23 protein-coding genes are annotated in these 22,484 nt (G+C 70.2%); 7 read left to right on the top strand and 16 right to left on the bottom strand.

Annotated elements, in window-relative coordinates; translation table 11 throughout:
* The first annotated feature begins 1 nt into the window (after window position 1).
* Complete coding sequence (locus OG933_RS09055; protein ID WP_405626401.1) at window positions 2-1,252, top strand: alpha-L-fucosidase; 1,251 nt, start codon at window positions 2-4, stop codon at window positions 1,250-1,252.
* A gap of 347 nt (window positions 1,253-1,599) precedes the next feature.
* Here OG933_RS09055 and OG933_RS09050 read toward each other — a convergent pair whose 3' ends face one another.
* A complete protein-coding gene (locus OG933_RS09050; RefSeq protein WP_405626400.1) occupies window positions 1,600-3,288 on the bottom strand; it encodes a fibronectin type III domain-containing protein in 1,689 nt (562 codons plus the stop codon).
* Window positions 3,289-3,435: 147 nt separating this feature from the next.
* The gene (locus OG933_RS09045; RefSeq protein ID WP_405626399.1) at window positions 3,436-4,587 is read right to left on the bottom strand and encodes an ATP-grasp domain-containing protein; all 1,152 of its coding nucleotides are present in this window, start codon (window positions 4,585-4,587) and stop codon (window positions 3,436-3,438) included.
* A gap of 349 nt (window positions 4,588-4,936) precedes the next feature.
* Here OG933_RS09045 and OG933_RS09040 point away from each other — a divergent pair, with 349 nt between their 5' ends.
* Together OG933_RS09040 and OG933_RS09035 are read left to right on the top strand one after the other, a co-directional pair.
* Window positions 4,937-5,797, top strand: a complete 861-nt coding sequence (locus OG933_RS09040) for a metallophosphoesterase family protein (RefSeq protein ID WP_405626396.1) — start codon at window positions 4,937-4,939, stop codon at window positions 5,795-5,797.
* Window positions 5,794-6,507 (top strand): 4'-phosphopantetheinyl transferase, encoded by a 714-nt coding sequence (locus tag OG933_RS09035; RefSeq protein WP_405626394.1) that lies wholly within the window; start codon window positions 5,794-5,796, stop codon window positions 6,505-6,507. Before OG933_RS09040 ends, OG933_RS09035 begins: the two co-directional genes overlap by 4 nt.
* Before the next feature lie 21 nt (window positions 6,508-6,528).
* Here the strand turns inward: OG933_RS09035 and OG933_RS09030 are convergent, their stop codons facing one another.
* Window positions 6,529-6,789 carry a hypothetical protein gene (locus OG933_RS09030; protein WP_020129360.1) on the bottom strand — a complete coding sequence of 87 codons (261 nt, stop codon included), beginning with the start codon at window positions 6,787-6,789 and terminating at the stop codon, window positions 6,529-6,531.
* Between the two features lie 238 nt (window positions 6,790-7,027).
* Between OG933_RS09030 and OG933_RS09025 the strand changes: the two genes are divergently transcribed.
* Entirely contained in the window at window positions 7,028-8,059 is a 1,032-nt protein-coding gene (locus OG933_RS09025; RefSeq protein ID WP_362526808.1) for an alpha/beta hydrolase, read from the top strand.
* Window positions 8,060-8,125: 66 nt separating this feature from the next.
* Here OG933_RS09025 and OG933_RS09020 read toward each other — a convergent pair whose 3' ends face one another.
* The gene (locus tag OG933_RS09020) at window positions 8,126-8,650 is read right to left on the bottom strand and encodes a toxin-antitoxin system, toxin component (RefSeq protein WP_405633300.1); all 525 of its coding nucleotides are present in this window, start codon (window positions 8,648-8,650) and stop codon (window positions 8,126-8,128) included.
* 32 nt (window positions 8,651-8,682) lie between these two features.
* Entirely contained in the window at window positions 8,683-9,288 is a 606-nt protein-coding gene (locus tag OG933_RS09015; RefSeq protein ID WP_052183798.1) for a helix-turn-helix transcriptional regulator, read from the bottom strand.
* Window positions 9,289-9,579: 291 nt separating this feature from the next.
* Between OG933_RS09015 and OG933_RS09010 the strand changes: the two genes are divergently transcribed.
* The gene (locus OG933_RS09010) at window positions 9,580-10,248 is read left to right on the top strand and encodes a hypothetical protein (RefSeq protein WP_405626392.1); all 669 of its coding nucleotides are present in this window, start codon (window positions 9,580-9,582) and stop codon (window positions 10,246-10,248) included.
* Window positions 10,249-10,306: 58 nt separating this feature from the next.
* Here OG933_RS09010 and OG933_RS09005 read toward each other — a convergent pair whose 3' ends face one another.
* From OG933_RS09005 to OG933_RS08990, 4 genes are read right to left on the bottom strand one after another with little or no spacing between them, the layout of a single operon-like run.
* Complete coding sequence (locus tag OG933_RS09005; protein WP_362526806.1) at window positions 10,307-11,128, bottom strand: ABC transporter ATP-binding protein; 822 nt, start codon at window positions 11,126-11,128, stop codon at window positions 10,307-10,309.
* 20 nt (window positions 11,129-11,148) lie between these two features.
* On the bottom strand, window positions 11,149-11,967 hold the full coding sequence (locus OG933_RS09000) for an ABC transporter permease (protein ID WP_362526803.1): 819 nt from the start codon (window positions 11,965-11,967) through the stop codon (window positions 11,149-11,151).
* Window positions 11,964-12,737: an ABC transporter permease gene (locus OG933_RS08995; protein WP_362526801.1), complete on the bottom strand. Its 774-nt coding sequence runs from the start codon at window positions 12,735-12,737 to the stop codon at window positions 11,964-11,966. Before OG933_RS08995 ends, OG933_RS09000 begins: the two co-directional genes overlap by 4 nt.
* Entirely contained in the window at window positions 12,734-13,705 is a 972-nt protein-coding gene (locus OG933_RS08990) for an ABC transporter substrate-binding protein (RefSeq protein WP_362526798.1), read from the bottom strand. The genes OG933_RS08995 and OG933_RS08990 overlap by 4 nt, the downstream gene beginning before the upstream one ends.
* 149 nt (window positions 13,706-13,854) lie before the next feature.
* Here OG933_RS08990 and OG933_RS08985 point away from each other — a divergent pair, with 149 nt between their 5' ends.
* Entirely contained in the window at window positions 13,855-14,742 is an 888-nt protein-coding gene (locus OG933_RS08985; protein ID WP_405626389.1) for an IclR family transcriptional regulator C-terminal domain-containing protein, read from the top strand.
* Here OG933_RS08985 and OG933_RS08980 read toward each other — a convergent pair.
* From OG933_RS08980 to OG933_RS08950, 7 genes are all read right to left on the bottom strand, one after another.
* Window positions 14,657-15,592: a PDR/VanB family oxidoreductase gene (locus tag OG933_RS08980; RefSeq protein ID WP_405626387.1), complete on the bottom strand. Its 936-nt coding sequence runs from the start codon at window positions 15,590-15,592 to the stop codon at window positions 14,657-14,659. The genes OG933_RS08985 and OG933_RS08980 overlap by 86 nt on opposite strands.
* The gene (locus OG933_RS08975; protein ID WP_020129371.1) at window positions 15,589-15,762 is read right to left on the bottom strand and encodes a hypothetical protein; all 174 of its coding nucleotides are present in this window, start codon (window positions 15,760-15,762) and stop codon (window positions 15,589-15,591) included. The genes OG933_RS08980 and OG933_RS08975 overlap by 4 nt, the downstream gene beginning before the upstream one ends.
* Window positions 15,759-16,826, bottom strand: coding sequence for a Rieske 2Fe-2S domain-containing protein (locus OG933_RS08970; protein ID WP_405626385.1), 1,068 nt, complete (start codon window positions 16,824-16,826; stop codon window positions 15,759-15,761). Before OG933_RS08970 ends, OG933_RS08975 begins: the two co-directional genes overlap by 4 nt.
* Before the next feature lie 1,011 nt (window positions 16,827-17,837).
* Window positions 17,838-17,969 (bottom strand): hypothetical protein, encoded by a 132-nt coding sequence (locus OG933_RS08965; protein ID WP_405626382.1) that lies wholly within the window; start codon window positions 17,967-17,969, stop codon window positions 17,838-17,840.
* Window positions 17,970-18,184: 215 nt separating this feature from the next.
* Window positions 18,185-19,036, bottom strand: a complete 852-nt coding sequence (locus OG933_RS08960) for an alpha/beta hydrolase (RefSeq protein WP_362526783.1) — start codon at window positions 19,034-19,036, stop codon at window positions 18,185-18,187.
* A gap of 50 nt (window positions 19,037-19,086) precedes the next feature.
* Window positions 19,087-19,908: an oxidoreductase gene (locus OG933_RS08955; protein WP_405626380.1), complete on the bottom strand. Its 822-nt coding sequence runs from the start codon at window positions 19,906-19,908 to the stop codon at window positions 19,087-19,089.
* 573 nt (window positions 19,909-20,481) lie between these two features.
* Window positions 20,482-21,492 (bottom strand): alpha/beta fold hydrolase, encoded by a 1,011-nt coding sequence (locus OG933_RS08950; protein ID WP_405626379.1) that lies wholly within the window; start codon window positions 21,490-21,492, stop codon window positions 20,482-20,484.
* Window positions 21,493-21,727: 235 nt separating this feature from the next.
* Here OG933_RS08950 and OG933_RS08945 point away from each other — a divergent pair, with 235 nt between their 5' ends.
* A complete protein-coding gene (locus OG933_RS08945) occupies window positions 21,728-22,306 on the top strand; it encodes a TetR/AcrR family transcriptional regulator (protein WP_405626377.1) in 579 nt (192 codons plus the stop codon).
* The last annotated feature ends 178 nt before the right edge of the window (window positions 22,307-22,484 follow it).

Genomic DNA, 22,484 nt, shown 5'->3' with positions numbered 1-22,484 from the left:
CGTGCCCATGCAACCCTGGTTCACCGACGCCAAGTTGGGGATCTTCGTCCACTGGGGCATCTACGCCGTCGACGGCGTCCAGGAGTCCTGGTCGTTCTACGACGACATCGTGCCCCACGACCGGTACATGTCCCAGCTCGACCGCTTCACCGGCGCCCACTACGATCCCCGGGCCTGGGCCGACCTGTTCGCCCGGGCCGGCGCCGGTTACGCCGTCCTCACCAGCCGCCACCACGACGGCGTCGCCCTGTGGGACACGGCGTACGGGGATCTGAACCTGGGCCGCGACTACCTTACCGGCTACGCCGAGGCCCTGCGCGAGAAGGGCCTCAAGGTCGGTCTGTACTACTCGCACTCCGACTGGAACCATCCGGACTACGCCACCACCCGCAAGCCGGGCCGCCCGCCGGAGATGGAGGACAACCGCTACTCCGAGTGCTCCGCCGAGGACGAGGACCTCGAGGCCTGGGAGCGGTTCCTCGCCTACCGGGACGGCCAGATCCGCGAGTTGGCCTCCCGCTACCGGCCCGACCTGATGTGGTTCGACGGCGAGTGGGACCGCAGCGAGGAGCAGTGGCGCATCAAGGAACTCGCCGCGCTGATCCGCTCGTACTCCCCGGACGTCGTCTTCAACGCCCGCATGCTCAGCGAGGGCGACTACGCCACCCCCGAACAGGGCGCCCCCATCGAACCGCCCGCCGGGCCGTGGGAGTTGTGCCTCACCATCAACGACTCGTGGGGCTACCAGCACCACGACCACCACCACAAGTCGCTCACCCAGCTGGTCCGCTACTTCGCCGAGACCATCGGCGGCGGCGGGAACCTGCTGCTCGACGTCGGCCCGATGGAGGACGGCACCATCCCGCAGCCGCAGGTCGAGCGCCTCGAAGGCCTGGGGGAGTGGATCCGCAAGCACGCGGAGGCCGTGTACGGGACGGTGCGGGGGCTGCCGGCCGGGCATCACTACGGGCCCAGCACCCTCTCCGCCGACGGCCGCACCCTCTATCTCACCCTGTTCGACATCCCGCGTTCCGAGATCGGCGTCCGGGGTCTGGTCACGCCGGTCCGCAGGGTCACCGTGCTCGGCACCGGAACGGAACTCGCCCACCGTGTCGTCGGCGGACTGCACGAGGCGGTCGGTGTGCTGTGGATCGACCCGCCGGCCGGCTCCGACCTCGACCCGCATGCCACGGTCCTCGCCCTGGAACTGGACGGTGAACTGGAGCTGTACCGGGGGTCGGGACGCTTCTGAGGCCCTGTCGGCCCGGCCGGAGGCGAGTGGGCCGGGCGTCCGATCCGGCCGTCCGATCCGGCCGTACGGCGGGCGGGGAAATGATGCGGGCCGGTCGGTCGCTCCCCGTGACAGCGGCCGACCGACCCGATCCCCCGTACCGCCGGGAATCCCCCGTCGATTCCCGGTCTTCCCCCGTTGATCCCTGTGCTTCCCCCTGGAGCCCCGTGCTTCCCCGGTTGCTCCCCCGTGGGGCCCTTCACTCTTAAGAGCGAGCCGCCCGGCTCCTGATACACCCTTCGTCGAAAAAGTCCCCCGGACCGTGGTCCGGGGGACTTTCAGAGGACTTTCGCTCGCGTTCTGGATGCTCAGCCGGTGAAGCCGGCCGTGATCGAGGTGAACTGCCAGGTGCTCTGGCTGATGCCGGAGCAGTTGCTCACCACGCCACCGCCCGGGCAGGGCCGGTCGCGGTTGACGGCCCAGTAGGCGAGCCGGGCGATGTGGTGGCTGTTGGCCCAGTCACGGATCTGGGTCCAGATCGCCGGGGTGGTGTTCTCCTGCTGGTCCGACAGTCCGTTCATGCCGGAGATGCCGATGTGCGCGTAGGCGGTCGCGTCGTCCCAGCCGAAGGTGGACTTCAGCTTGTTCTTCAACCCCTCGGTGGCGTTCACGGTGTTGCCGTACATGTCCGACCCGCCGCCGAAGTCGAACGGCATGATGGTGAAGACGTCGATGTCGGCGCCGAGCGACTTGGCCTGCTCGATGAGACGGTTGCCGTAGTAGGTCGGCCCGGTCGTGGACGTCCCGAAGGTGACGATGGTCTTCAGGCCGGGGTTGTTGGCCTTCACCGTCTTGAGGGCGGTGAGGATCCGCGCCTGCACGGCCTCGTTCTCGAACTCGTCCGTGTTCTCGATGTCCATGTCGATCGCCTTGAGGGAGTAGGCGTCGATCACCTTCTGCAGGGCGCCCGCCAGCGCGCTCGCCGAGGAGCAGTTGGCGCCGAGCTTGCTGCCCTGCCAGCCGCCGAACGAGGGCACGATGTCACCGCCCGCCGAGCGGACCTGGTTGATCACGCTCTGGTCGACCCCGCCGGCCAGCGGCCGGTTGCTGTCCCACATGGGGTTGCACCCGCCCCCGTCCAGCATGAACGCCATCGTGAACCACTTGATGCCGGTCGAGCTCATCACCGTGGACACGCTCGGCGGGTCGCCCCAGCCCTCGAACAGGTAGGGCGCGGCCTGCTTGAAACCGGTCCCGCCACCGCCGCCCGCGTTCGTCGTGACACTCACGGAGTTGGAGGCCGCGGAGGTGTTCCCCGCCGCGTCGCGCGCCTTCACGGTGAAGGTGTACCCGGTGCTCGCGGACAGTCCGCTGACCGTGGCGGACGTACCGGAGACGGTCAGCACCTTGGCGGACCCGCTGTACACGTCGTAACCCGTGACGCCGACGTTGTCGGTGGCGGCGTTCCAGGACAGCGAGACGCTGGAGGACGTCTTGCCGGTCGAGGTCAGCCCGCCCGGCGCGGTCGGCGCCTGGGTGTCCGAGCCGCCCCCGCCGCCCGGCCCGTCCAGGCTGATGTCGTCGGCATAGTAGGTGCCCTGGGCGTACCAGCCGTGGACGTAGATCGTGGCGCTGGTCTGCGAGGCCCCGGTGGTGAAGGACACCGACAGCAGGCTGTACGCCGACGGTGACGACGTCCAGGTGGAGGCGCCGCCGTCGACGCCGAGGTAGACGTAGGAGCCGCGCACCCAGCCGGTGAGTGCGTACGTGGTGTTCGGCTGGACCGGGACGCTCTGGCCGCATTTGGCGATGTCGCTCGAACTCACCGCTCCCGCAAGGGCCTTGGAGCCGCTGTGGGTGGGCGAGGAGACGACGGAGCCGAGGTTGCCGGTGCAGGACCAGGGCGAGAGGGCGCCCGACTCGAGACCGGGATTGGTGAGGATGTTGGCCGCCTGGGCGGTGCCCGGCAGGGCCACGGCCCCGGCGAGGGCGAGACCGGCGGTGCCGAGCAGGGCGAGGAACCGACGCCATGGGCGTCCGAGGGGTCTGGTGCGCACGCGATCTCCCTGAAGGAATGGGGGTGTTCGGGAGTGCAGGGGAGTGCAAGAGGGTGCGCAACAAAGTTGGTATGGACCAATCCGCCTGTCAAGGCGAGAGACGGAATTGGTCCATACCGGTGGGTTGAATGTCCTACTTGGTCTTTCCTAGAGCGGCAGCGCCTGCGCGGCGCCCGCCGTGGTCACCTCGACGGAGTCGGCGGGCGCAGGCACGGCCGACAGCAGCGGCTCGGCGGTCTCCTCCACCCGCTGGTGCGGCAGCGTGACCGTGCGCAGCGGACGCGGCCCCGACACCACCGTGTAGTCCTGCCCCAGGAACGGCGGCACGATCTCGCCCGGGTCCTCGCCGAGCGCCAACTGCACCGCTGCCCAAGGGGCGTTGACGCCGCACAGCGACAGCTGGTGGAGTCCGCCGGCCGGGCGGGTGTTGACGTCCATCAGGACCGGCCGATCGCCGAACATCCGGAACTGGATGTTGGACAGGTAGTGCAGCCCGAAGCCCTCGGCGATCAGACGCGCCGGCTCCAGCCACTGCTCGTGCAGGGTGAACCCCCGACGGCGGCCGTTCTTCGTCCGGCCGATGGCCATCCGTAGGATGTTGTCCGGGCCGGTGAGGCAGTCCACGGACACCTCCGGCTGCTCCAGGCGCGGCATGACCAGCCAGTCGATCTGCTCCTCGCCCTGCTCCGCCGCCCTCGTCAGCGCCTCGACCACCATGTCGAGCTGGACGTACGGGGTCGGGAAGCCGCTGAGGTGCATCAGCGAGAAGGGGGTGCGGGTGATCACCCGGAAGCCCACCCCGCCCGCACCGGACGCCGGCTTGAAGCACGCGCGGTGCCCGGCCTCCTCCAACTCCTCGACGGCGGCGACGAGTTCGTCGGCGGTCCGGACCCGGAACCACGGCGGCACGGGCACGCCGATCGCCTGCACGGCCTCGTACGCGATCACCTTGTCGTGGAAGACGGCGACGGCCTCCGGCGGCGGCGCCAGCAGGGCCGTGCCGACCGCGTCGAAGTCGGCGCGGTGCGCCACGACGGCCGCCTGGTGCAGCCGGGGCACGAACACGTCGATGCTGCGGCGCTTGCACTGCGCGAGGGCGTACTCGACGTACGCGGCCGGGGACAGGCCCTCCGGCTCCAGCTCGGCGGTGTCGGCGGCGGCCAGTACGGGGGAGTCGGCGTCACCGTGCGTGGCGTGGATCTCGACCGCGCGGTCGCTGGGATTTCGTCGCAGCTGATCCGTGAAGAACACGTTCTCCGCGTACGTGCGGTTGAGCCAGACGCGTACGCGAGAGACCATGCAGGCCGCCTTTCACGGTTCGCGGGCAGGGCAAAGCGGGCCCGGCCCGGGCAGGGGAATTGGTGGGTCACCAAACCGCCCTGCGGAAGGGTCGTCCATGGCGGTGGTGTTGGGGCGATCATACGGCTTCCCGGGGGTGCGGCGTGCAACGCGCGTGTTACGGATTTTCCGATCTTGTTCACGTGGGGCGCATGTTCGGGTAGGGGCGCGCTGCCGCGCAGGTGGGGCCGTGTCCGGGCCCGGCGGGCGGCCAGGTCCGGCCTTGTACCGCACGCGTGAATGTGTTCTCGTGGTGGCACTGGTGTATTCGTGGGAATGCGGAGAGTGTGCTCGTGAGCGGGGGCGGAAGGTGACGTCGACGGCCGGTGGCGCCGGACAACTACTGGCCATCAGCGATCTGCACATCGGCTATCCGGAGAACCGCGCGCTGGTCGAGGCCATGGTCCCGGAGACGGACGAGGACTGGCTGCTGGTCGCCGGCGACGTCTCGGAGAACGTGGCCGACATCCGCTGGGTGCTGAAGACCCTCGCCGGCCGTTTCCGCAGGGTCGTCTGGGTCCCCGGCAACCACGAGCTGTGGACCCATCCCTCGGACCCGGTCACCCTGCGCGGAGTCGCCCGCTACGAGCACCTCGTCGAGGTCTGCCGCGACCTGGGTGTCACCACGCCCGAGGACCCCTACCCGGTCTGGGAGGGCCCCGGCGGCCCGGTGGCCGTCGCCCCGCTGTTCCTGCTGTACGACTACTCGTTCCTCCCGGCCGGCTGCGCCACCAAGGAGGAGGGCCTGGCCTACGCGCAGGGCACCGGCATCGTCTGCAACGACGAGTACCTGCTGCACCCCGACCCGTATCCGACCCGCGAGGCCTGGTGCCGGGCCCGCGTCGCCGAGACCGAGCGGCGGCTCGCCGAGATCCCCGACGGCCTGCCCATCATCCCCGTCAACCACTACCCCCTGCACCGGCACCCGATGGACGTGCTGTGGCACCCCGAGTTCGCCATGTGGTGCGGCACCGGGCTCACGGCGGACTGGCACCGCCGGTTCCGGATCGAGACCATGGTCTACGGCCACCTCCACATCCCGCGGACCACCTGGCACGAGGGCGTGCGCTTCGAGGAGGTGTCGGTGGGCTACCCCCGCGAATGGCGCAAGAGGGCGCAGCCGCCGGGCCGGCTGCGCCGGATCCTGCCCAGGGAGGCCGGGACCGAATGATCGGGGAACTGTTGCCGGAGTCGGTGGTGGCGGTGGAGGCCTTCGGCGAGGAGGGCGTCCGCGAGTTCGGGAACGCGCCGCTGTACCCGCAGGAGGAGGCGCTGGTGGCGCGGGCGGTCGCCAAGCGCCGTCGCGAGTTCACCGTCGTACGCTCCTGTGCCCGGCGGGCCATGGAGAAGCTCGGCGTGCCCGCCCAGCCCGTGCTGCCCGGCGAGCGGGGCGCCCCGCAGTGGCCGGACGGCCTGACGGGCAGCATGACCCACTGCGAGGGCTACTGCGCGGCCGCCCTGGTCCGGGCCGCCGACCTGGCCTCCCTCGGCATCGACGCCGAACCCCATGCGCCCCTTCCCGAGGGCGTCCTGTCCGCCGTCGCGCTGCCCGCCGAGGCGGAGCGGATCGGCCGGCTGGCCGCGGGGCGTCCCGAGGTGCACTGGGACCGGCTGCTGTTCAGTGCCAAGGAGTCCGTCTACAAGGCGTGGTTCCCCCTCACTCGTAAGTGGCTCGACTTCAGCGAGGCGGACATCGACCTCGCCCCCGCCTCCGCCTCTGCCTCCGCAGCCGGTCCCGTCGAGGGCACGGAGGGCGTCTTCCGTGCCCGGCTGCTCGTCCCCGGGCCGGTGGTCGGCGGCCACCGGCTCGGGCACTTCGACGGCCGCTGGAGCGTCCGCCGGGGGCTGCTGGCCACGGCCGTCACCGTGCACCACGTCTGAGGCGGCGACCGCCCCCGGGGGTCACCGGCCCGGGCACCAGTGGTGCAGCAGCCGGAAGAACTCCTCCTCGTTGCCCGCCAGGCCCGCGGCGGCCAGGGCCTGTTCCGCCTCGGCCAGGACGGCGGGCGGGACGACCGGGGGCAGCCGGTCCTGCGGCGGACCGTCGGCGCCGACGCCCTTGCCGTCCCCCTCGTCGCCGAAGGCGGCACGTACGGTGTGCAGCAGCCGCAGGTAGGCCTGTACGGCGGTGCGCTCGCGGTCGGTCAGTACGGCAGTGGGCATCGGTCGGCTCTCCCCGTGTCGGCGTCGTGTCCCCCGCGCCCGACGGCGCGTACGCCCCTGTGCGGTGGCGCACCCCCCAGCTTGCCGGGCACCACTGACAATCCGGCCCGACCCGGCTTCGGTTCGCCCGCTTAGCGGAGGTGAAACCTGCTTGAAATCCCCTGGCCGAAAGGGGTTCTACGCTGTTGAGAAGGGCTTTCGGCGGACCGTCGACGGCCGCGGAACAGGAGGCGATCGGGTGGTCGACGTCCCACAGTGGCGCCCTGCGCGCGCCACCCGGCTGCGCCCGGTGGGCGACACGGAACTGGAGCTGCGGTACCGGGTCGTGCACGGATACCGGCGTGCCTTCCGCATGGCCGGCGAGGGCCCGGCGCTGGTCCTCATCCACGGCATCGGCGACTCCTCGCAGACCTGGGCCGAACTGATCCCCGACCTCGCCCGCACCCACACCGTGATCGCCCCGGACCTCCTCGGCCACGGCGCCTCCGACAAGCCGCGCGCCGACTACTCGGTGGCCGCGTACGCCAACGGTCTGCGCGATCTGCTCAGCACGCTCGGCATCGAGTCGGCGACCCTGGTCGGACACTCGCTGGGCGGGGGAGTGGCGATGCAGTTCGCCTACCAGTTCCCCGAACGCACCGAACGGCTGATCCTCGTCAGCGCGGGCGGAGTCGGCCGCGAGGTCAACCCGGCCCTGCGGCTGGTCTCGCTGCCGGGCGCCCATCTGGCGCTGTCCGCCCTCCGGTTGCCGGGCGCGCGTTTCCAGGTCGGCCTCGCCGTAGGTCTGATGAAGCTGCTGGACACCGATCTCGGCCAGGACGCCCCCGATCTGCTCCACCTCGTCGACGCCCTGCCGGACGAGACCGCGCGCAACGCCTTCATCCGCACCCTGCGCGCGGTCGTCGACTGGCGCGGCCAGGTCGTCACCATGCTCGACCGCTGCTATCTGACGGCCGGCATGCCGACGATGCTGCTGTGGGGCGACCGGGACAGCGTGGTGCCCGTGCGGCACGCGTACGGCGCCCACGAGGCGATGCCGGGCAGCCGGCTGGAGATCTTCGAGGGGGCCGGCCACTTCCCGTTCCACAGCGACCCCGCCCGGTTCCGCGCGCTCGTCGAGGAGTTCACCCGCACCACGGCCCCGGCCGACTGGAGCCGCGACCACTGGCGCCGGCTGCTGCGCGAGGGCGGCCCCGCAACGGGGACGGCGGGTGCGCCGGACGGCACGGAACGGGACCTGCGCGGGGCGAGCGAGCGCAGCGCGACCTGACGGCCGTACGAGGGAGCAAGAGGGAGTCCGGGGGAGCCCGGACGGTATCCGGCCGGGGGTGCGCTCCTACGGCCCCAGATAGCCCAGCGAGGCCTCGATCCGGCCGGCCAGGTGGTCCCGCTGGCCCCGCTCCCGCGGCGACGAACCCGACAGCCAGGTACGGCACTTGCTGGCCAGCAGCAGGCCGAAGCTCTCGGCCTCCCGCTCGTCGGTCAGGTCGAAACGGGTGCGCGCGGCGACGCTGCGCACCGTCGCCCGCAGATCCGCCCCGTCGCTGAGTAAACGGGCCGCGACCGCGGTGCCCTCGACGTGGTGGCCGCAGTGGCCCGCCTTCATGTGCCACAGCTCGTGGCCCAGGATCACCAACTGGTGCTCCGGCGCGGTGCGTTCCTCGATGACGACGAGGTCCTGGTCGGCCATGTCGAGCCACAGCCCGCTGGCCGTGTCGGCCGGGAAGGGGGCCATGCGGAAGTGCACGGGGCGGCCGCGCCGTCTGCTCATCCCGTCGCACAGGGCGGTGTATAGGTCGGCCGGCACGGCGGGCGCCGACAGGGTCAGTTCCGCGACCAACTCGCCGCTGAGACGGCGCATTTCCCTGGCGATGCTCACAGTTCTCCCCCGGATCACGACTCGGGCCGCTTCACGCTCTCCAGGAGCATGTCCAGCCACTCGGCGACCTTGTCGCGGTGCTGGTCGGTGGGCAGCTGGGCGGCCCGCCACGCGATCCCGCGCACGCCGTGGTCCTGCAGCAGCCGTTCCAGCGGGTCCTCGGCGGCCGCGGCCGCCTCCCGCGCGGCGAGCTTCTGGAGCAGCTCCTGCTCGATGTGCTGGAGGGCGCCCGCGAGCGCCTCCGGGTCCTCGGCGGTGAGGAAGCCGGCGTGCACCCGGAAGAAGCGCTGGAGGGCGTCGCAGTGCTCCATCGTGGGCCGCCGGTCGCCGTTGATGAGGGCGCCCGCCTGCTGGCGCGACATGCCGGCGCCGTCGGCGATCTCCTGCTGGGTGTACTTACGGCCGTTCGGCTTGAGCCGGGTGCGGCGCAGCAGGTCCAGACGCTGCAGGAAGCGGGCCTGCACATCGGGCTCACCGGCGGGCCGGCCGCTCAGCAGGGCCTTGACCACCGACTCCGGCACACCGGAGGCGACGGACAGCCGCCCGGTGCCGAAGACCTCCGCGTGCGGCACGCCGAGCCGGTCGGCGAGCGCGGCGACACGGGCGACGACGGCCGACATCAGCACCGTCGCCGCGGCGCCCGGAACCTCGAAGCCATCCTCCGACACCGACAGGTCTCCTAGGTCTCTCACGTCCCTCTCACCGGCACACGATCACCAATACAGACGGTCGCCGTGAACTGCGTGGAGAGTAGCGGGTCTTTCGAACTCACATCCAGGTCTCGCCACAACTGTGGCCAATTTCAGCCGTCAACCAGCACGGAATGCCACGATAGTTGACACCGATCGCGTCGGGGCAGCAGGATCGGGGCGCCGCGTGAAGGCCGCATAGGCAAGAGGGGTGACCTCCCGATGGCATATCAGGCAGGAGGGCAGCGGTCCGCACCGCGGCCCGTCCCCGAGAGTCTCGAGGCCCAGGCGTACCTGCACGACTACGCCACGTACCTGGAGGCCGTCCCCTTTCCGTCCGTCGTCCTCGACCACCGCTGGGACGTCGTTCTCTCCAACGACGCTTTCGCGTCACTTTTCCGGGAGGTGGGCCCGCATCCGACGGCCCTGCCCGGCGACAACTTCCTGCGTTTCGTCCTCTTCCATCCCGACGCCCCCTCGGTCCTCGGCGACCACGAGGCCGGCTGGTGCCTGCCGATGCTCGCCCGCTTCGCCGCGGCCGTGGAGCGACACGGTCACGACCACGGGCTGCAGGCGATCCGCCGCGACATCGCCCAGGATCCGATCATGGAGGCCGCCTACCGCCACGGGCTGCCGCACTGGATCCGCGCGGTCGGCGAGGAGGCCGTCGAGCACGACGGCGCGGTCCGGCCCCTGCTGCACCCCGACCCGCGCTGGGGCGCCACGGAGTGCCGCATCGTCAGCGACACCCCCAGGACCCTGCACGACATGGGGTACACCCGGCTGACGATGGTGCTGCGCTCCACCCGCCCGGCCCCCGTACCCCGCAGGACACGCGGCGCACGCCGCGGCGCGAGCCACCTCAGCGTGGTACCGGCCCCCGAGGCCTGACCGGGCACCGTCGGCGTTCAGGTCGCCGACGGCGCCCTGGTCGGCACCGCGTGCGCGTTCAGTGCGGCTCGGGAGCGTCCGACTTCGTGAGGCGGTCCACCGGGGTTCCTCGCTTCGCCGCCTGGATCTGCTCGTACACATGGGTCCGCAGTTCCGCGAAGCGCGGGGCCACCCGCGTGTGCAACTGGTCGCGCTCCGCCGGGAGATCCACCTTCAACTGCTCCTGGACGACCGTCGGGGAGGCGGACAGGACGAGGACCCGCTCACCGAGGTAGACGGCCTCGTCTATGTCGTGCGTGACGAACAGGATGGTGATCCCGCGCTCCCGCCAGAGTCCCCGGACCAGGTCCTCCAGATCGGCGCGGGTCTGCGCGTCCACGGCGGCGAACGGCTCGTCCATCAGCAGGACCCGGGGCTCGTAGGCGAGCGCCCGGGCGATCGCCACCCGCTGCTGCATCCCGCCCGACAGCTGCCACGGGTACGCGGAGAGCGCGTCCTCCAGGCCGACCGAGCGAAGGGCGTCCGCGACCAGCTCCCGTCGACGCGCCTTGGCCAACCCCTTCTGTTTCAGGGGCAGTTCGACGTTCTCGCCGACCCGCATCCACGGGAAGAGGCTCCGCCCGTACTCCTGGAAGACGAACGCCATGTCCGGCGGCGGCCCGGTCACCCGCCGTCCCTCCAGGAGCACTTCGCCGGAGGTCGGTGTGAGCAGTCCGGCCATGCACTTCAGCAGGGTCGTCTTGCCGCAGCCCGACGGGCCGACGAGACACACGAGTTCACCCGCCTCGACGGTGAAGGTGAGGTCGCGCACCGCCTCGACCCGGCGCCCGGACCCCTCGTAGACCTTGCGCAGGCCGGACACTGCAAGACGCGGGTGCATGGAACGCCCTTTCGCGAGGTTCACGGGGACCGCCGGGTGGATGCGCGCAGACCGTGGTACCAGCCGAGCACCCGACGCTCGACGACCTGGAAGAGCACCGACAGGACGAAGCCCAGAAGGCCGAGCACCAGGATTCCGGTCCACATGTCGGGGATGGCGAAACCCCGTTGGAACTGCACGATGGTGAAGCCGAGCCCGTTGCTCGCGGCGAACATCTCGCTGATGACCATGAGGATGATGCCGATCGACAGCGCCTGGCGCAGCCCCGCGAAGATCTGCGGGCTCGCCGACGGCAGCACCACGCCGCGCAACCGGGCGAGACCCGAGATGCCGTACGACCGCGCCGTCTCCGCCATCACCGGGTCCACCGCCCGCACGCCCTCGACCGTGTTGAGCAGGACCGGCCACACGCAACCGCTCGCGATGACGACGACCTTCATGGTGTCGCCGATGCCCGCGAACAGCATGATGACCGGCACCAGCACGGGCGGCGGCACCGCCCGCAGGAACTCCAGGACCGGCTCGCACACCGCCCGCACCCGGCGGTAGGAGCCGATGACCGTGCCCAGGGCGACCCCGACGACGGCCGCCGTCGCGTAACCGCCGAGCAGCCGCAGCACGCTCGGCCGCACATCGGTGCGCAGCCGCTCTCCCGTCCACACGTCGGGGAAGGCCTTCAGGATCGTGCGCAGCGGCGGCCAGTACACGTTCGTACTGCCGTCGGAGGCCACCCACCACGCGGTGACCAGCACGGCCGGCAGGGCGAGTGTGAAGAGCAGCCGCAGCAGGACGCGCCGCCAGGCTTTCGCCCCCGCCCGGCCGGGGGATGTCCCGGTCACACCGCCACCTCCCCGCGCACCGACTGGTGCCAGGCCAGTGCCCGCCGCTCCACCGTCCGGGCGCCCACGTTGATCAGCAGCCCCAGCACTCCGGTGACCACGATCAGGGCGTACATCTCGGGTACTGCCTGCGAGGTCTGGGCGACGGCGATGCGCGCGCCCAACCCCGGTGCTCCGATGACCAGTTCGGCGGTGATGACGAGGATCAGCGCGACGGCCGCCGCGAGCCGTACGCCGGTCATGACGTACGGCAGCGCGGTCGGCCACAGCACGTGCCGCACCCGCGCCCAGGTGCCGAGCCCGTAGGAGCGGGCGGTCTCCTCGGCGACGGGGTCGACGTCCTGGACGCCGTACAGGACCTGGATCAGGATCTGCCAGAAGGAGGCGTAGACGACCAGCAGCAGGACCGAGCGCAGTTCGGTGCCGTACAGCAGCACGGCGAGAGGGATCAGGGCGACCGAGGGGATCGGGCGCAGGAACTCGATGGTCGATGCCGTCGCCTCGCGCAGGTGCGGGACGACCGAGACGATCACGCCGGCCACGATCCCGGCGCCCACCGCGATCGCCAGGCCGAGGGCCCAGCCCGTGAGGGTGTCGCCGAGCGCCGTCCAGAAGGCGGAGTCGGCGAGTTCGTCGCCCAGCGCGCCGGCGATGCGGCTGGTCGGCGGGAAGTAGGCCTCCTTGACCAGCCCGAGCCGCGGCACCGCCTCGCCGAGGGTGAGGAAGGCCGCGAGCCCGGCCGTACCGAGTGCGAGGTTCGCGCCTCTCACGGCAGCAGCTTCTCCAGATCCGGGGTCGACTTGAAGAGCTTGTCCTGCTCGCCGAGCTTCTCCAGGGCCTCGATCGACGAACGGTTGGCCTCGGCGGGCCACTTGGGCAGCGTCACCTGTGCCAGCACCGACGTCGGGATCTTGGTGTAGGTGGTGACGATCTGGCGGACCTCGTCCGGGTGCGCGTCGGCGTAGGCGAGGGACTCCGCGGTGGCCTCCTGGAACTTCTTCACCACGTCCGGGTTCTTCTGCGCGTACTGCGTGGAGGTGAAGTACATGGCGACGGTGAGGTTCGGCGCCACGTCCACCAGCGGCGAGGCGATCTCCACGCCGCCCTGGCTCTTGACGGTCGCCAGGGCCGGTTCGACGACCATCGCCGCGTCGATCTGCCCGCTGTCCAGGGCGGCGGGCATCTGGTCGAAGGCCAGCTCGACGAACTTCACCCGGTCCGGGTCGCCGCCCGCCTTGCGCACCGACTCGCGCACCGCGGTCTCGTTGATGTTCTTCAGGGTGTTGATGGCGACCTTCTTGCCCTCCAGGTCCTTCGCGGACTTGAGCGGGCTGTCCTTCTTCACCGTGATCGCCCCGAAGTCCTTTCCCTGTACGCCGGTTGAGGCGATGCCGTTCGAAACGGCCTGCACGGGAACGTTGTTGGACCGGGCGACCATGAGGGAGGTCATGTTGCTGAAGCCGAACTGGAACTGGCCGCTGACGACTCCGGGCACGATCGCCGCGCCGCCCTGTGCGGTGGTGATCGACAGCTTCAGGCCGTGCTTCTCGTAGAAACCCTGTTTCACGCCCAGATAGACGGGCGCCACGTCGACGATGGGGATGAGTCCGAGTTTGACGGTCGTGGTACCTCCGGACGACGAACTCCCGGTGGACGTACCGGAGTCGTCGGACGAGCCACAGGCCGCCGTGGCGAGCAGGAAGGTGCCGGCCGCGAGACCGGCGAACAGACGACGCAAGGCTCCTCCTGTGCAGACAACGGTGTTCCGACAGGCTGTGCGCACACCGCACAGTAGTGCTCAATTGGCGTGCAGGGAACGTAGAGCCCGCTGTCCGACGGGGTCAATGGGTTTGGCTGACGAAATTGTTGACAGTCTGGGAGGGCGGCATGTCCACCGTGGCCCGAGCACCGCATTTCGTGAGGTCCTTCGAGCGCGGCCTCGCGGTGATCCGCTCCTTCGACGCCGAACACCCCGCGCGCACCCTCAGCGAAGTCGCCCGTGCCTGCGGACTGACCCGGGCGGCCGCCCGGCGCCTGCTGCTCACCCTCGCGGATCTGGGATACGTGCACAGCGACGGCCGGCTCTTCCGGCTCACCCCGCGGGTGCTGGAACTCGGCTACGCCTATCTGGCCGGCCTCACGCTCCCGCAGGTCGCCGAGCCGCATCTGGAACACCTCGTCGCACAGGTGAAGGAATCCTCGTCGCTGTGCGTCCTGGACGGCGACGACATCGTCTATGTCGCCCGGGTGCCGACCACCCGCATCATGTCGGCCGTCATCACCGTCGGCACCCGCTTCCCGGCGCACGTCACCTCGGTGGGCCGGGTGATGCTCGCCGCCCTGGCGGACGACGAGCTCGAACTCCGCCTGAGCCGGGCGCAGCTGCGCCCGCTCACCGCGCGGACGCTGGTCGCGCCGGAGGATTTGCGGGCGGAACTGACACGGGTGCGGCGCCAGGGGTACGCGCTCGTCGACCAGGAACTGGAGGAGGGGCTGCGGTCGGTGGGCGCCCCGGTGCGCGGCCGGGACGGCACGGTGGTGGCCGGCGTGAACATAGCCGTCCACGCCGGCCGCACCTCGGTGGCGGCGGTCCGCCGGGATCTGCTGCCACCGCTGCTGGCGGCCGTGGCACGGATCGAGGCCGACCTGCGGGTCACCGGCCCGACCGGAGGCGCCGCCGCCCCCCGGGTCACAGATCCAGGACGAGTTTCCTCCCCCGGCACCGGGACACGCAGATCATCATCGTCTCCCCGGCCTCCCGCTCCTGCGGACTGAGGACGGAGTCCCGGTGCTCCGGCGTGCCCTCGAGCACGTCGGTCTCACAGGTGCCGCAGGTGCCCTCCGTGCAGGAGTAGAGGACCTCGACCCCCGCCGCCCGCACGGTGTCCAGCACGGACACACCCGCCACGACGGTCAGCGTCCGTCCGCTCTGCGCGAGTTCGACCTCGAACTCGCCGTCCTCGCCCGCCGGTTGCTCCCGTGCCTGGAACCGCTCGACCCGGAGCGCGTCGGCCGGACAGCGCTCCTCCACGGCGTCCAGCAGGGGACCCGGACCGCAGCAGTAGACGAGGGTGCCCTCGGGCAGAGCGTCGAGCACGGATCCGAGGTCGAGCAGACCCGTCTCGTCCTGCGGGGCGACGGTGACCCGGTCGCCGTAGCGCGCCAACTCCCCGGCGAACGCCATGGATCCGCGGGTGCGGCCGCCGTAGAGAAGGCTCCACTCGGCGCCCGCCGCCTCGACCGCGGCGAGCATCGGCAGGATGGGAGTGATCCCGATGCCGCCCGCGACGAAGCGATAGCGGGCCGCCGGGCGCAGCGCGAAGTGGTTGCGAGGGCCGCGCACCCGTACCTTGTCGCCCGGCATCAACTGCTCGTGCACATGGGCGGATCCGCCCCGTCCGGTCGGCTCGCGCAGCACCGCGACCCGCCACGCGCAACGGTCGGCCGGGTCGCCGCACAGCGAGTATTGGCGCTCCAGCTCCGGGCCGAGGACGAGGTCCACATGGGCGCCCGGCTCCCAGGCCGGGAGCGGCTCGCCCAGCGGGTGGCGCAGGGTGAGGGCGAGCACTCCTTCGGCGGCGAACTCGCGGCTCGCGACGACCAGTTCGGCTTCGTACACGCTCATGAGTCGTTTCCTCGCGGCCGGTGTCCTTCGGGGTGGCCGAGCATCCACTCCCACATCTCGATCGGGTCCTGCGAGGTGTGCTCGGCGCCGCAGTGACAGGTGCCGTGCAGCACGTCGGTGCCCGGCAGCCAGTCGATGCGGTAGATCTCGCCGGTGGGACCGGTGCTCACAGGACCTTCTCCACGGGCTTGTCGCCCTCCTCCACCAGCCGGGCGAGGATACGGCGCGCGGCCAGGCCTCCGGTGTCGATGTTGATGCTCAGCTCCTGGTAGCCGGTGCGTTCCGAACCGAGCGTCCGCTGCAGGAGGTTGAGCGCGTCGACGTCCTGCATGACCACCGTGTGGTTGTTGCCCCGCAGGAACTCGGTCACCTCGTCGTCGTCCGTCGCCCAGTCCCGCGAGACCATCCAGAAGTCGTACACCTTGCCGTCGGCGGACGGCGTGATCGCGTAGGTGATCTCGGTGTGGAAGCCGTTCGGGTCGCTGCCGTCCGCCTCGGGCAGGACGCCCACCGGCGCGATACGGCTGTGCAGCAGGTACAGACAGGGCGCGTGGTACTCGATGTCCTGCCAGCGGGTGATCCGGCCCTCAATGCCGGTCGAACGGGCGTAGAACGGCGGGCACTCGGCGTCGTCCATGTGCCGGCTCACCCGCACGATCCCCGCGCCCTCGTCGACCTCGGTGGTGATCGGCGTCTCGGCGACCTCGGGGGTGCCGATGTAGCCGCCGTGCAGATACGTCTCGTGGGAGAGGTCGAGGAGGTTGTCGACGAGCAGCCCGTAGTCCGCGTCGATGGGCTCCATGCCCTGGACGGTGGTCCAGCCGGGGGCGTCGAGGTGCCGGGCGCGCGGGATCGTCTGCGGGTCGGCGAGCGACGGGTCGCCGATCCACACCCAGACCAGCGAGTCCTGCTCGACGACCGGGTAGGCGGTGACCCGGGCGGTGCGCGGGATGCGTTTCTGCCCCGGCACGTACACACAGGCGCCGGTCGTGTCGTACGTGAAGCCGTGGTAACCGCACACGATGCGGTCGCCGTCGAGCCGGCTCTGCGACAGCGGGAACCGGCGGTGCACACAGCGGTCGTGCAGCGCGACGGGCGTCCCGTCCTCCTCGGTCCGGTAGAAGACGAGCGGCTCACCCAGAATCGTCCGGCCGAGCAACTCCTCACGCCCGACCTCGGTGCTGTAGGCGGCGACGTACCACTGGTTCCTGGCGAATGCGGTCGTGTGCGGCATGGCGTTCGGCTCCCGTCGTTGGGTCGTGGCGACATCGTCCGGAAGGGCGTTGCGGCGCCGCAATACCTCTTCCGCCTCGCGGAAGGGGATGGGGAAACTGCCTGTTCAGGGCGAGTGCTCGCTTGTGGGAGTGAAATCTGGAGAGGGCTTCGGGGTTGAAGTCCGGGTCGAATCTGTCCTCCTTTCGGCGCTCCAGCGTGTTGTCGCAGGTCGGACAGGCAGCGCGAAGGCTCGGGGGCAGGAATCGCGAGGAGGCTGCTGGATTGAAGGACGCAGGGAGAGACGGTCGTCGACCGGTCGTTCGTCTCCCGGTGACACCCAAGGGGCGCCGGCTCCGGCTTGCGGAAACGGGGCTGTTGTCGGGTCGTGACTCGGCTCACGAGTGGCCCGGTTGGGTTTCGGGTGGCGCGGCCAGGACGGTTCCTGGTCTGGTTGCGTCCCCAAGTCCTGTGTCGGGGTTAGCGGCCCGCAAGGAGTGAATTCGTCGTTGAGTAGAGCAGCGGACTCATAATCCGTCGGCCGTGGGTTCGAGTCCCACCCGCCCCACTGTGCGGTACGCGGGGAGAAACCTTTTGGATCCCGTCGTGGCCGACCGGTCCTGGGGTGCGTCGGCCCGGCCACGTAACGGCCCGAACAGAAGACGGTCCGGTTGGTACGCCGGACACGGGTTTCAGACCTCAAGGCCTGTTCGGTCTCCCCGCTGATGGACCGGGGGTCTGCACGGTCGGAAGGTAGATGCCGGCGGACGGATCCTGAGGTCCATCGTGATCGCAGGTGCCAGGCTCGGCGCCTCTTCGTGGGAGGGGCGGTCGAGAGCCGTCCACCGCTAACTGGCCCGGTGAGGGTGTTCAGGGGTGCGTCGAAGCCGATGTGCGCGGCGCTGACGCGGGAGGCAAGTGCTCTGGCGTCGACGGGGGTGATGCCGGCCAGGTGGCCTCCGACGCCTTCTCTCCGCAGAAGCCGCGCTCCACGCGGGCGTTCTGCGCCAAACCTCAGCCGGCGTCGACGGCCTCACGCGTGAGCAAGGTCGGCTGCCTCTCCAAGTGCGCCGACACTCAGCTTGTCGAGGATGTCGGTCATGCGGGCCTTCACGGTGTTCTGACTGATGCGCAGTTCCCTTTCCTCAGCTTCTGCTCCACCCACGCACGGATGACGACACCACGCGGTCGCGGCCGCCGTGAACCAGACCAGGACGCGGATGAAGTGCTCCTGGTTGACCTGCCAGGTCGAAGAACAACTCCAGCGGCGTGACCTCCCGGCGCGCCGGGTCGCTGGTCACCTGCACGATGACTCTCCTCGGTGCGGGAGGCGTCCCGACTTTGTCGTGCCTCCTGTGGGGCCGGTGTCCGTGTGAACGGTCAGTCGGCGAGGAAGGCGCTCACCTGGCCGGCGAAGTCCTCAGCGTGTTGGAAGAGGAAGGCGTGCCCGGCGTCGCTGTAGGCGACGAGGGTGGCGTCGGGGACGTACTGGACGGCGGTGTAGGACGCCAGGGCGGGGATCATCGCGTCCTTGATGCCGGTGGCGTACAGAACGGGCTGCCGGATGGTTGCCAGGTCCGCTCGAACCTGCTCGAAGGGGATCGACGCGTCCTTCTGGATCGCGGCGATCTGGCCCATGGCCGCGGCCTCGGACACGTCGGGGCGTCCGGTGGCCAGCCGGGTGGCCACCCTGGCGAGGTGTTCGTACCCGGCGGCGCGGCCGGTGTCCGTCTCGGGGAAGAACAGGAACACCAGGTCGTCCCCGGTGTTCTCGGGCTTGGTCATGGTGGCCCGCACCTTCGGGTCCGGGTCGGGCGCGCCGGGCACCTGCCCGCCCGGGTTGGCGGCCGCCACGACCAGCTTGCGCACCAGGTCGGGCCGAAGGCGGGCGATGTGCTGGGCGGTGGTGCCGCCCAGCGTCCAGCCGAGCAGGTCCACCTGGGGCAGACGGAGAGCCTCGATGAACTCGACGGTGCCGTCGGCCATCCCCTCGACCGAGTCGCGCGGGGTACCGGTGGTGTAGCCGGTGCCGACGTTGTCGAACACGATCACGTCATGGCTGGCGGCGAGGTGGTCCAGGAACTCCGGGTCCCACCAATCGAGGGTCCCCCGGACCCGGTTCAGCAGGACCAGCGGGATACCGCCTCGCGGGCCGATGCGCCGGTAGGTGAACGTCGCGGAGGGTCCTTCAACGGTGAGGTCCTCGGCCGCGTCTGCAATGTATGTGCTCATGGCGGGGTTCGCTTTCCTGTCGATGTGTCGTGGAGGTCTTCTGGGAGTCGTCAGGCGGGCAGGTGGTTGAGCTTGCGCAGCTGCTGGTCGAACATGCGGGAGGGGACCATGCGGCGCATGGTGCGGACGCGTCCGGTCATGGCGCCGACGGTGTAGCGCAGCTTGGGCTTGGCGTCGGTGGCCGCCGCGACGATCTCCTTGGCGACGACGGCGGGGTCGTCGCCGCCCTTGACCGCGCCGGCCATGTACTCCTCGAAGGCGAGCCGCCGCTTGGCGTAGACGTCCAGGGGCTGGTCGGGCCGCACGGTGGCCGCCTCGATCGCGGTGTTGGTCCAGGCGGGTTCGACGAGCAAGGACCGTACGCCGTACTCGCGTACCTCGTGGTCGACGGACTCCGAGTAGCCTTCGACGGCGTGCTTGGAGGCGGCGTAGGCCGCCATGTAGGGCTGCGGGATGAACCCGACGATGGACGAGATGTTGATGATCCGTCCGCTGCGCTGGGCGCGCATGTGCGGCAGGACGGCGTTCGTCATGCGGATGACGCCGAAGACGTTGATGTCGAAGAGGCCCTGCGCCTGCGCGGCGGAGCTTTCCTCGGCGGCGCCCGCCGAGCCGATACCCGCGTTGTTGACCAGGACGTCGATCCGCCCGAACCGGTCGATCACCTCGCCGACCGCAGCGGTCACCGAATCGTCGCTGGTCACGTCCAGGTCGAGGAAGGTCACGCCCTTCACAGGGGTGACGTGCACGGTGTTGCGGCTGGTGCCGACCACGTCGTAGCCCGCCGCGGCCAGCGCGAGCGCGGCTGCCTTTCCGATGCCGGAGGACGCACCCGTGATGAGGGCTACCGGTCGTGTTGTCGTCGTTGCCATTTCGGACTCCTGACTCATGGGATCGCGTGTGTCTTGCCGTGGAAGGGACCGCTTCCGGCATCCCTCAATCGGTTTCACCAATGTATCAGATTTACCTGTAGCGGCAACGGTAGAGCATCAATTAATCGGCTATCCGTAGCGTCAACGTATCCTCTACGGAGGGTCAACGGATGGGCTGACGCTGCCGGGCAGGGGTCGTTCCAAGGTGCCGCCGGCTCCATGAAGCAGACCCGTGGACGGCGGGCTGAGCTGCAACGACGTGTTGGGCCGGGCGGACACGCAGGCCGTCGCCGTGACGGCCAGGACGACGCACCGACCCTTTCGCGGCCAGCACGCGCCGCCGGCCGCGGGGGCACCTCAGTCGCCCATTGGGCCCATGGCTTCGATGGCGGCGCAGATGTGAGCGAATGGTCTGGGGTGCGCAGTCGTGACGCGGAGGGCTGCGAGGGCGCCGGGGGGACTCTCTGCGTGGCTCTGCCCCGCCGGACGGGGCTCCGGCGGGGCAGGTGTGTTGATCGGCCGTCACCGTGTGCGGTGTCGGTGACCGTCTCGCGGTGATGGATTGATGGGTTGTCAGTGGTCGAGGAAGGTGTTCACCTCGGCGCCGAACTTGGCGGCGTACTGGAAGAGGAACCCGTGGCCGGCGTTCGGGTAGATGCTGAGCTGGGCGTTGGGGAGGTGCTTGGCCAACAGGTGGGAGTTCTTGGGGGGCATCAGGATGTCGCTGTCCCCGTCTGCGACCAGCGTGGGCTGGAAGAGGGCGTTGAGCCGCACCAGCTTGGACTTGTCCGGGATGCCCCACTCCGACATCGCGGTGAGCTGCGCGTCGCGGGTCTGGAGGCTCGCGGGCGCGTCGTGGTCAGTGGTGCGCTGGCCGAGGCGCTGCATGAACTCAGTTCCGGCGGCCTGGCTGGATGCGGTGTTCTTGAAGAACAGGAAGAGGAAGTCGGCAGGGCCGGGGTTGTCCGCCAACACGCTCCCCAGCACCTTGGGGTCGGACGCCCTCTGATCGACCCCGCCCTGCGGGCCGGTGCCGGCCAGGACGACGCGACGGACCTGCCAGGGGCGCCGCAGGGCGACCTCCTGAGCCACCTGGCCGCCGAGGGAGAAGCCGAACACGTCGTAGCGGGGCAGCTTGAGGGCGTCGATGAAGTCGATGGCGTCCAGGCTCATCTGCTGGATGGTGCTGGGTGTGGTGCCGGTTGAGCCGCCGACGCCGACGTTGTCCACGAGGATGACCTCGCGCTTGGCGGCGATCGTGTCGATGAGCTTGGGGTCCCAGTTGTCGAGGGTGCCGCGGTAGTGCTGGAGGAAGATCAGGGGCACGCTGCCGGCGCTGGGGTTGCCGAAGCGCCGGTACTGGTAGGTGACGCTGTTGGCGGCCTTGACGCGCAGGTTGGGGGCGGTGGCGGCGCTCTGGGGGCTCTGCGCCTGTACGACCGCGTGACGGGTGACGCTGGAGCTGTCGCTCACTGCGCTCGCCACACTCGGCGCGGCGCCGGCGACGGCGGCGACGACCGACATGGTGGCCAGCGCCACTGCGGTGCGTCGGGAGACACGGGTGCGTAGCTTCGTTGTAGGCATGTCAATTCCTTGAGTCGGGCTCGGATGTCTCCTCCGGCAGGGGAGACGGGATGCCGGTCGTGGGCGACGGTCGTGCAGATGCCCGCTCCGTCGGTGCGGCGCGATCCCTTAACGGTGTCACCAAAGTATCAACTATCGCCAGAGTTGCAACATCGTAGAATCATTTAACGAGGTACCCGTAGCGTTCACGTATCCTCTACAGGGGACCGGGTAGCGAACCAGACAGGAGACAGACATGGGCCGAGCACTGCGGGCAGATGCCGAGCGCAGTGTGCGCGCGATTCTGGAGGCGGCCGAGCAGGTCTTCGCCCAGGACGCCGGCGCCTCCATGGAACAGGTCGCCGAGGCGGCGGGACTGACCAGGATCACCGTTCACCGCCGCTTCGCGAACCGGCAGGCCCTCCTGGAGGCGCTCGCCGTCTCCGCCAAGCAGCAGCTCATCGACGCCATCAAGGAAGCCCGGCCGGACGCCGCTCCCGCACTCGTGGCGCTGCACCGAGTGACGGCGAACGTCCTACGGGTCAAGAACACCTGGCGCTTCACCCTCAGCCACGCCAACGCTCACACCCCCGCCGCAGCCGCCCTCTGGGACGAGATCAACACCCACACCGTCGATCTCATGAACCGGGCGCAGCGCGAGGGGCTACTCGCCCCGGACGCAGACCTGGAGTGGACGCGGCAGGTGTACTACGCCCTCCTCAGCGAAGCCATCAACAGGCCCGGCGCGGAGCAGGACCCTGCCGCGCAGGACCCGGACGCACTGGCCACGCTCGTCATCGACACCCTCCTGCACGGCGCAGGACCACGCGGCTGAGCCGCAACTGCTCGGCAGGCGCCGGAGCCACCGATCGGCTGCCGTCGCCAAACATGTCAGCGCCACTCACGCCTGGTGGCAATGCTCGGCCTTGACGGCCACGCGGACGCAATGTGGGAGCACCTCGGCCCTGCTCCCCGCATCGCAAGGTTTGGGCCCCTGCGTACGGCAGGGCCAC

The organism is Streptomyces sp. NBC_00016 (assembly GCF_045040885.1).
Taxonomy (GTDB): Bacteria; Actinomycetota; Actinomycetes; order Streptomycetales; family Streptomycetaceae; genus Streptomyces; species Streptomyces coriariae.
This window is presented reverse-complemented; position numbering and strand designations above follow the sequence as displayed.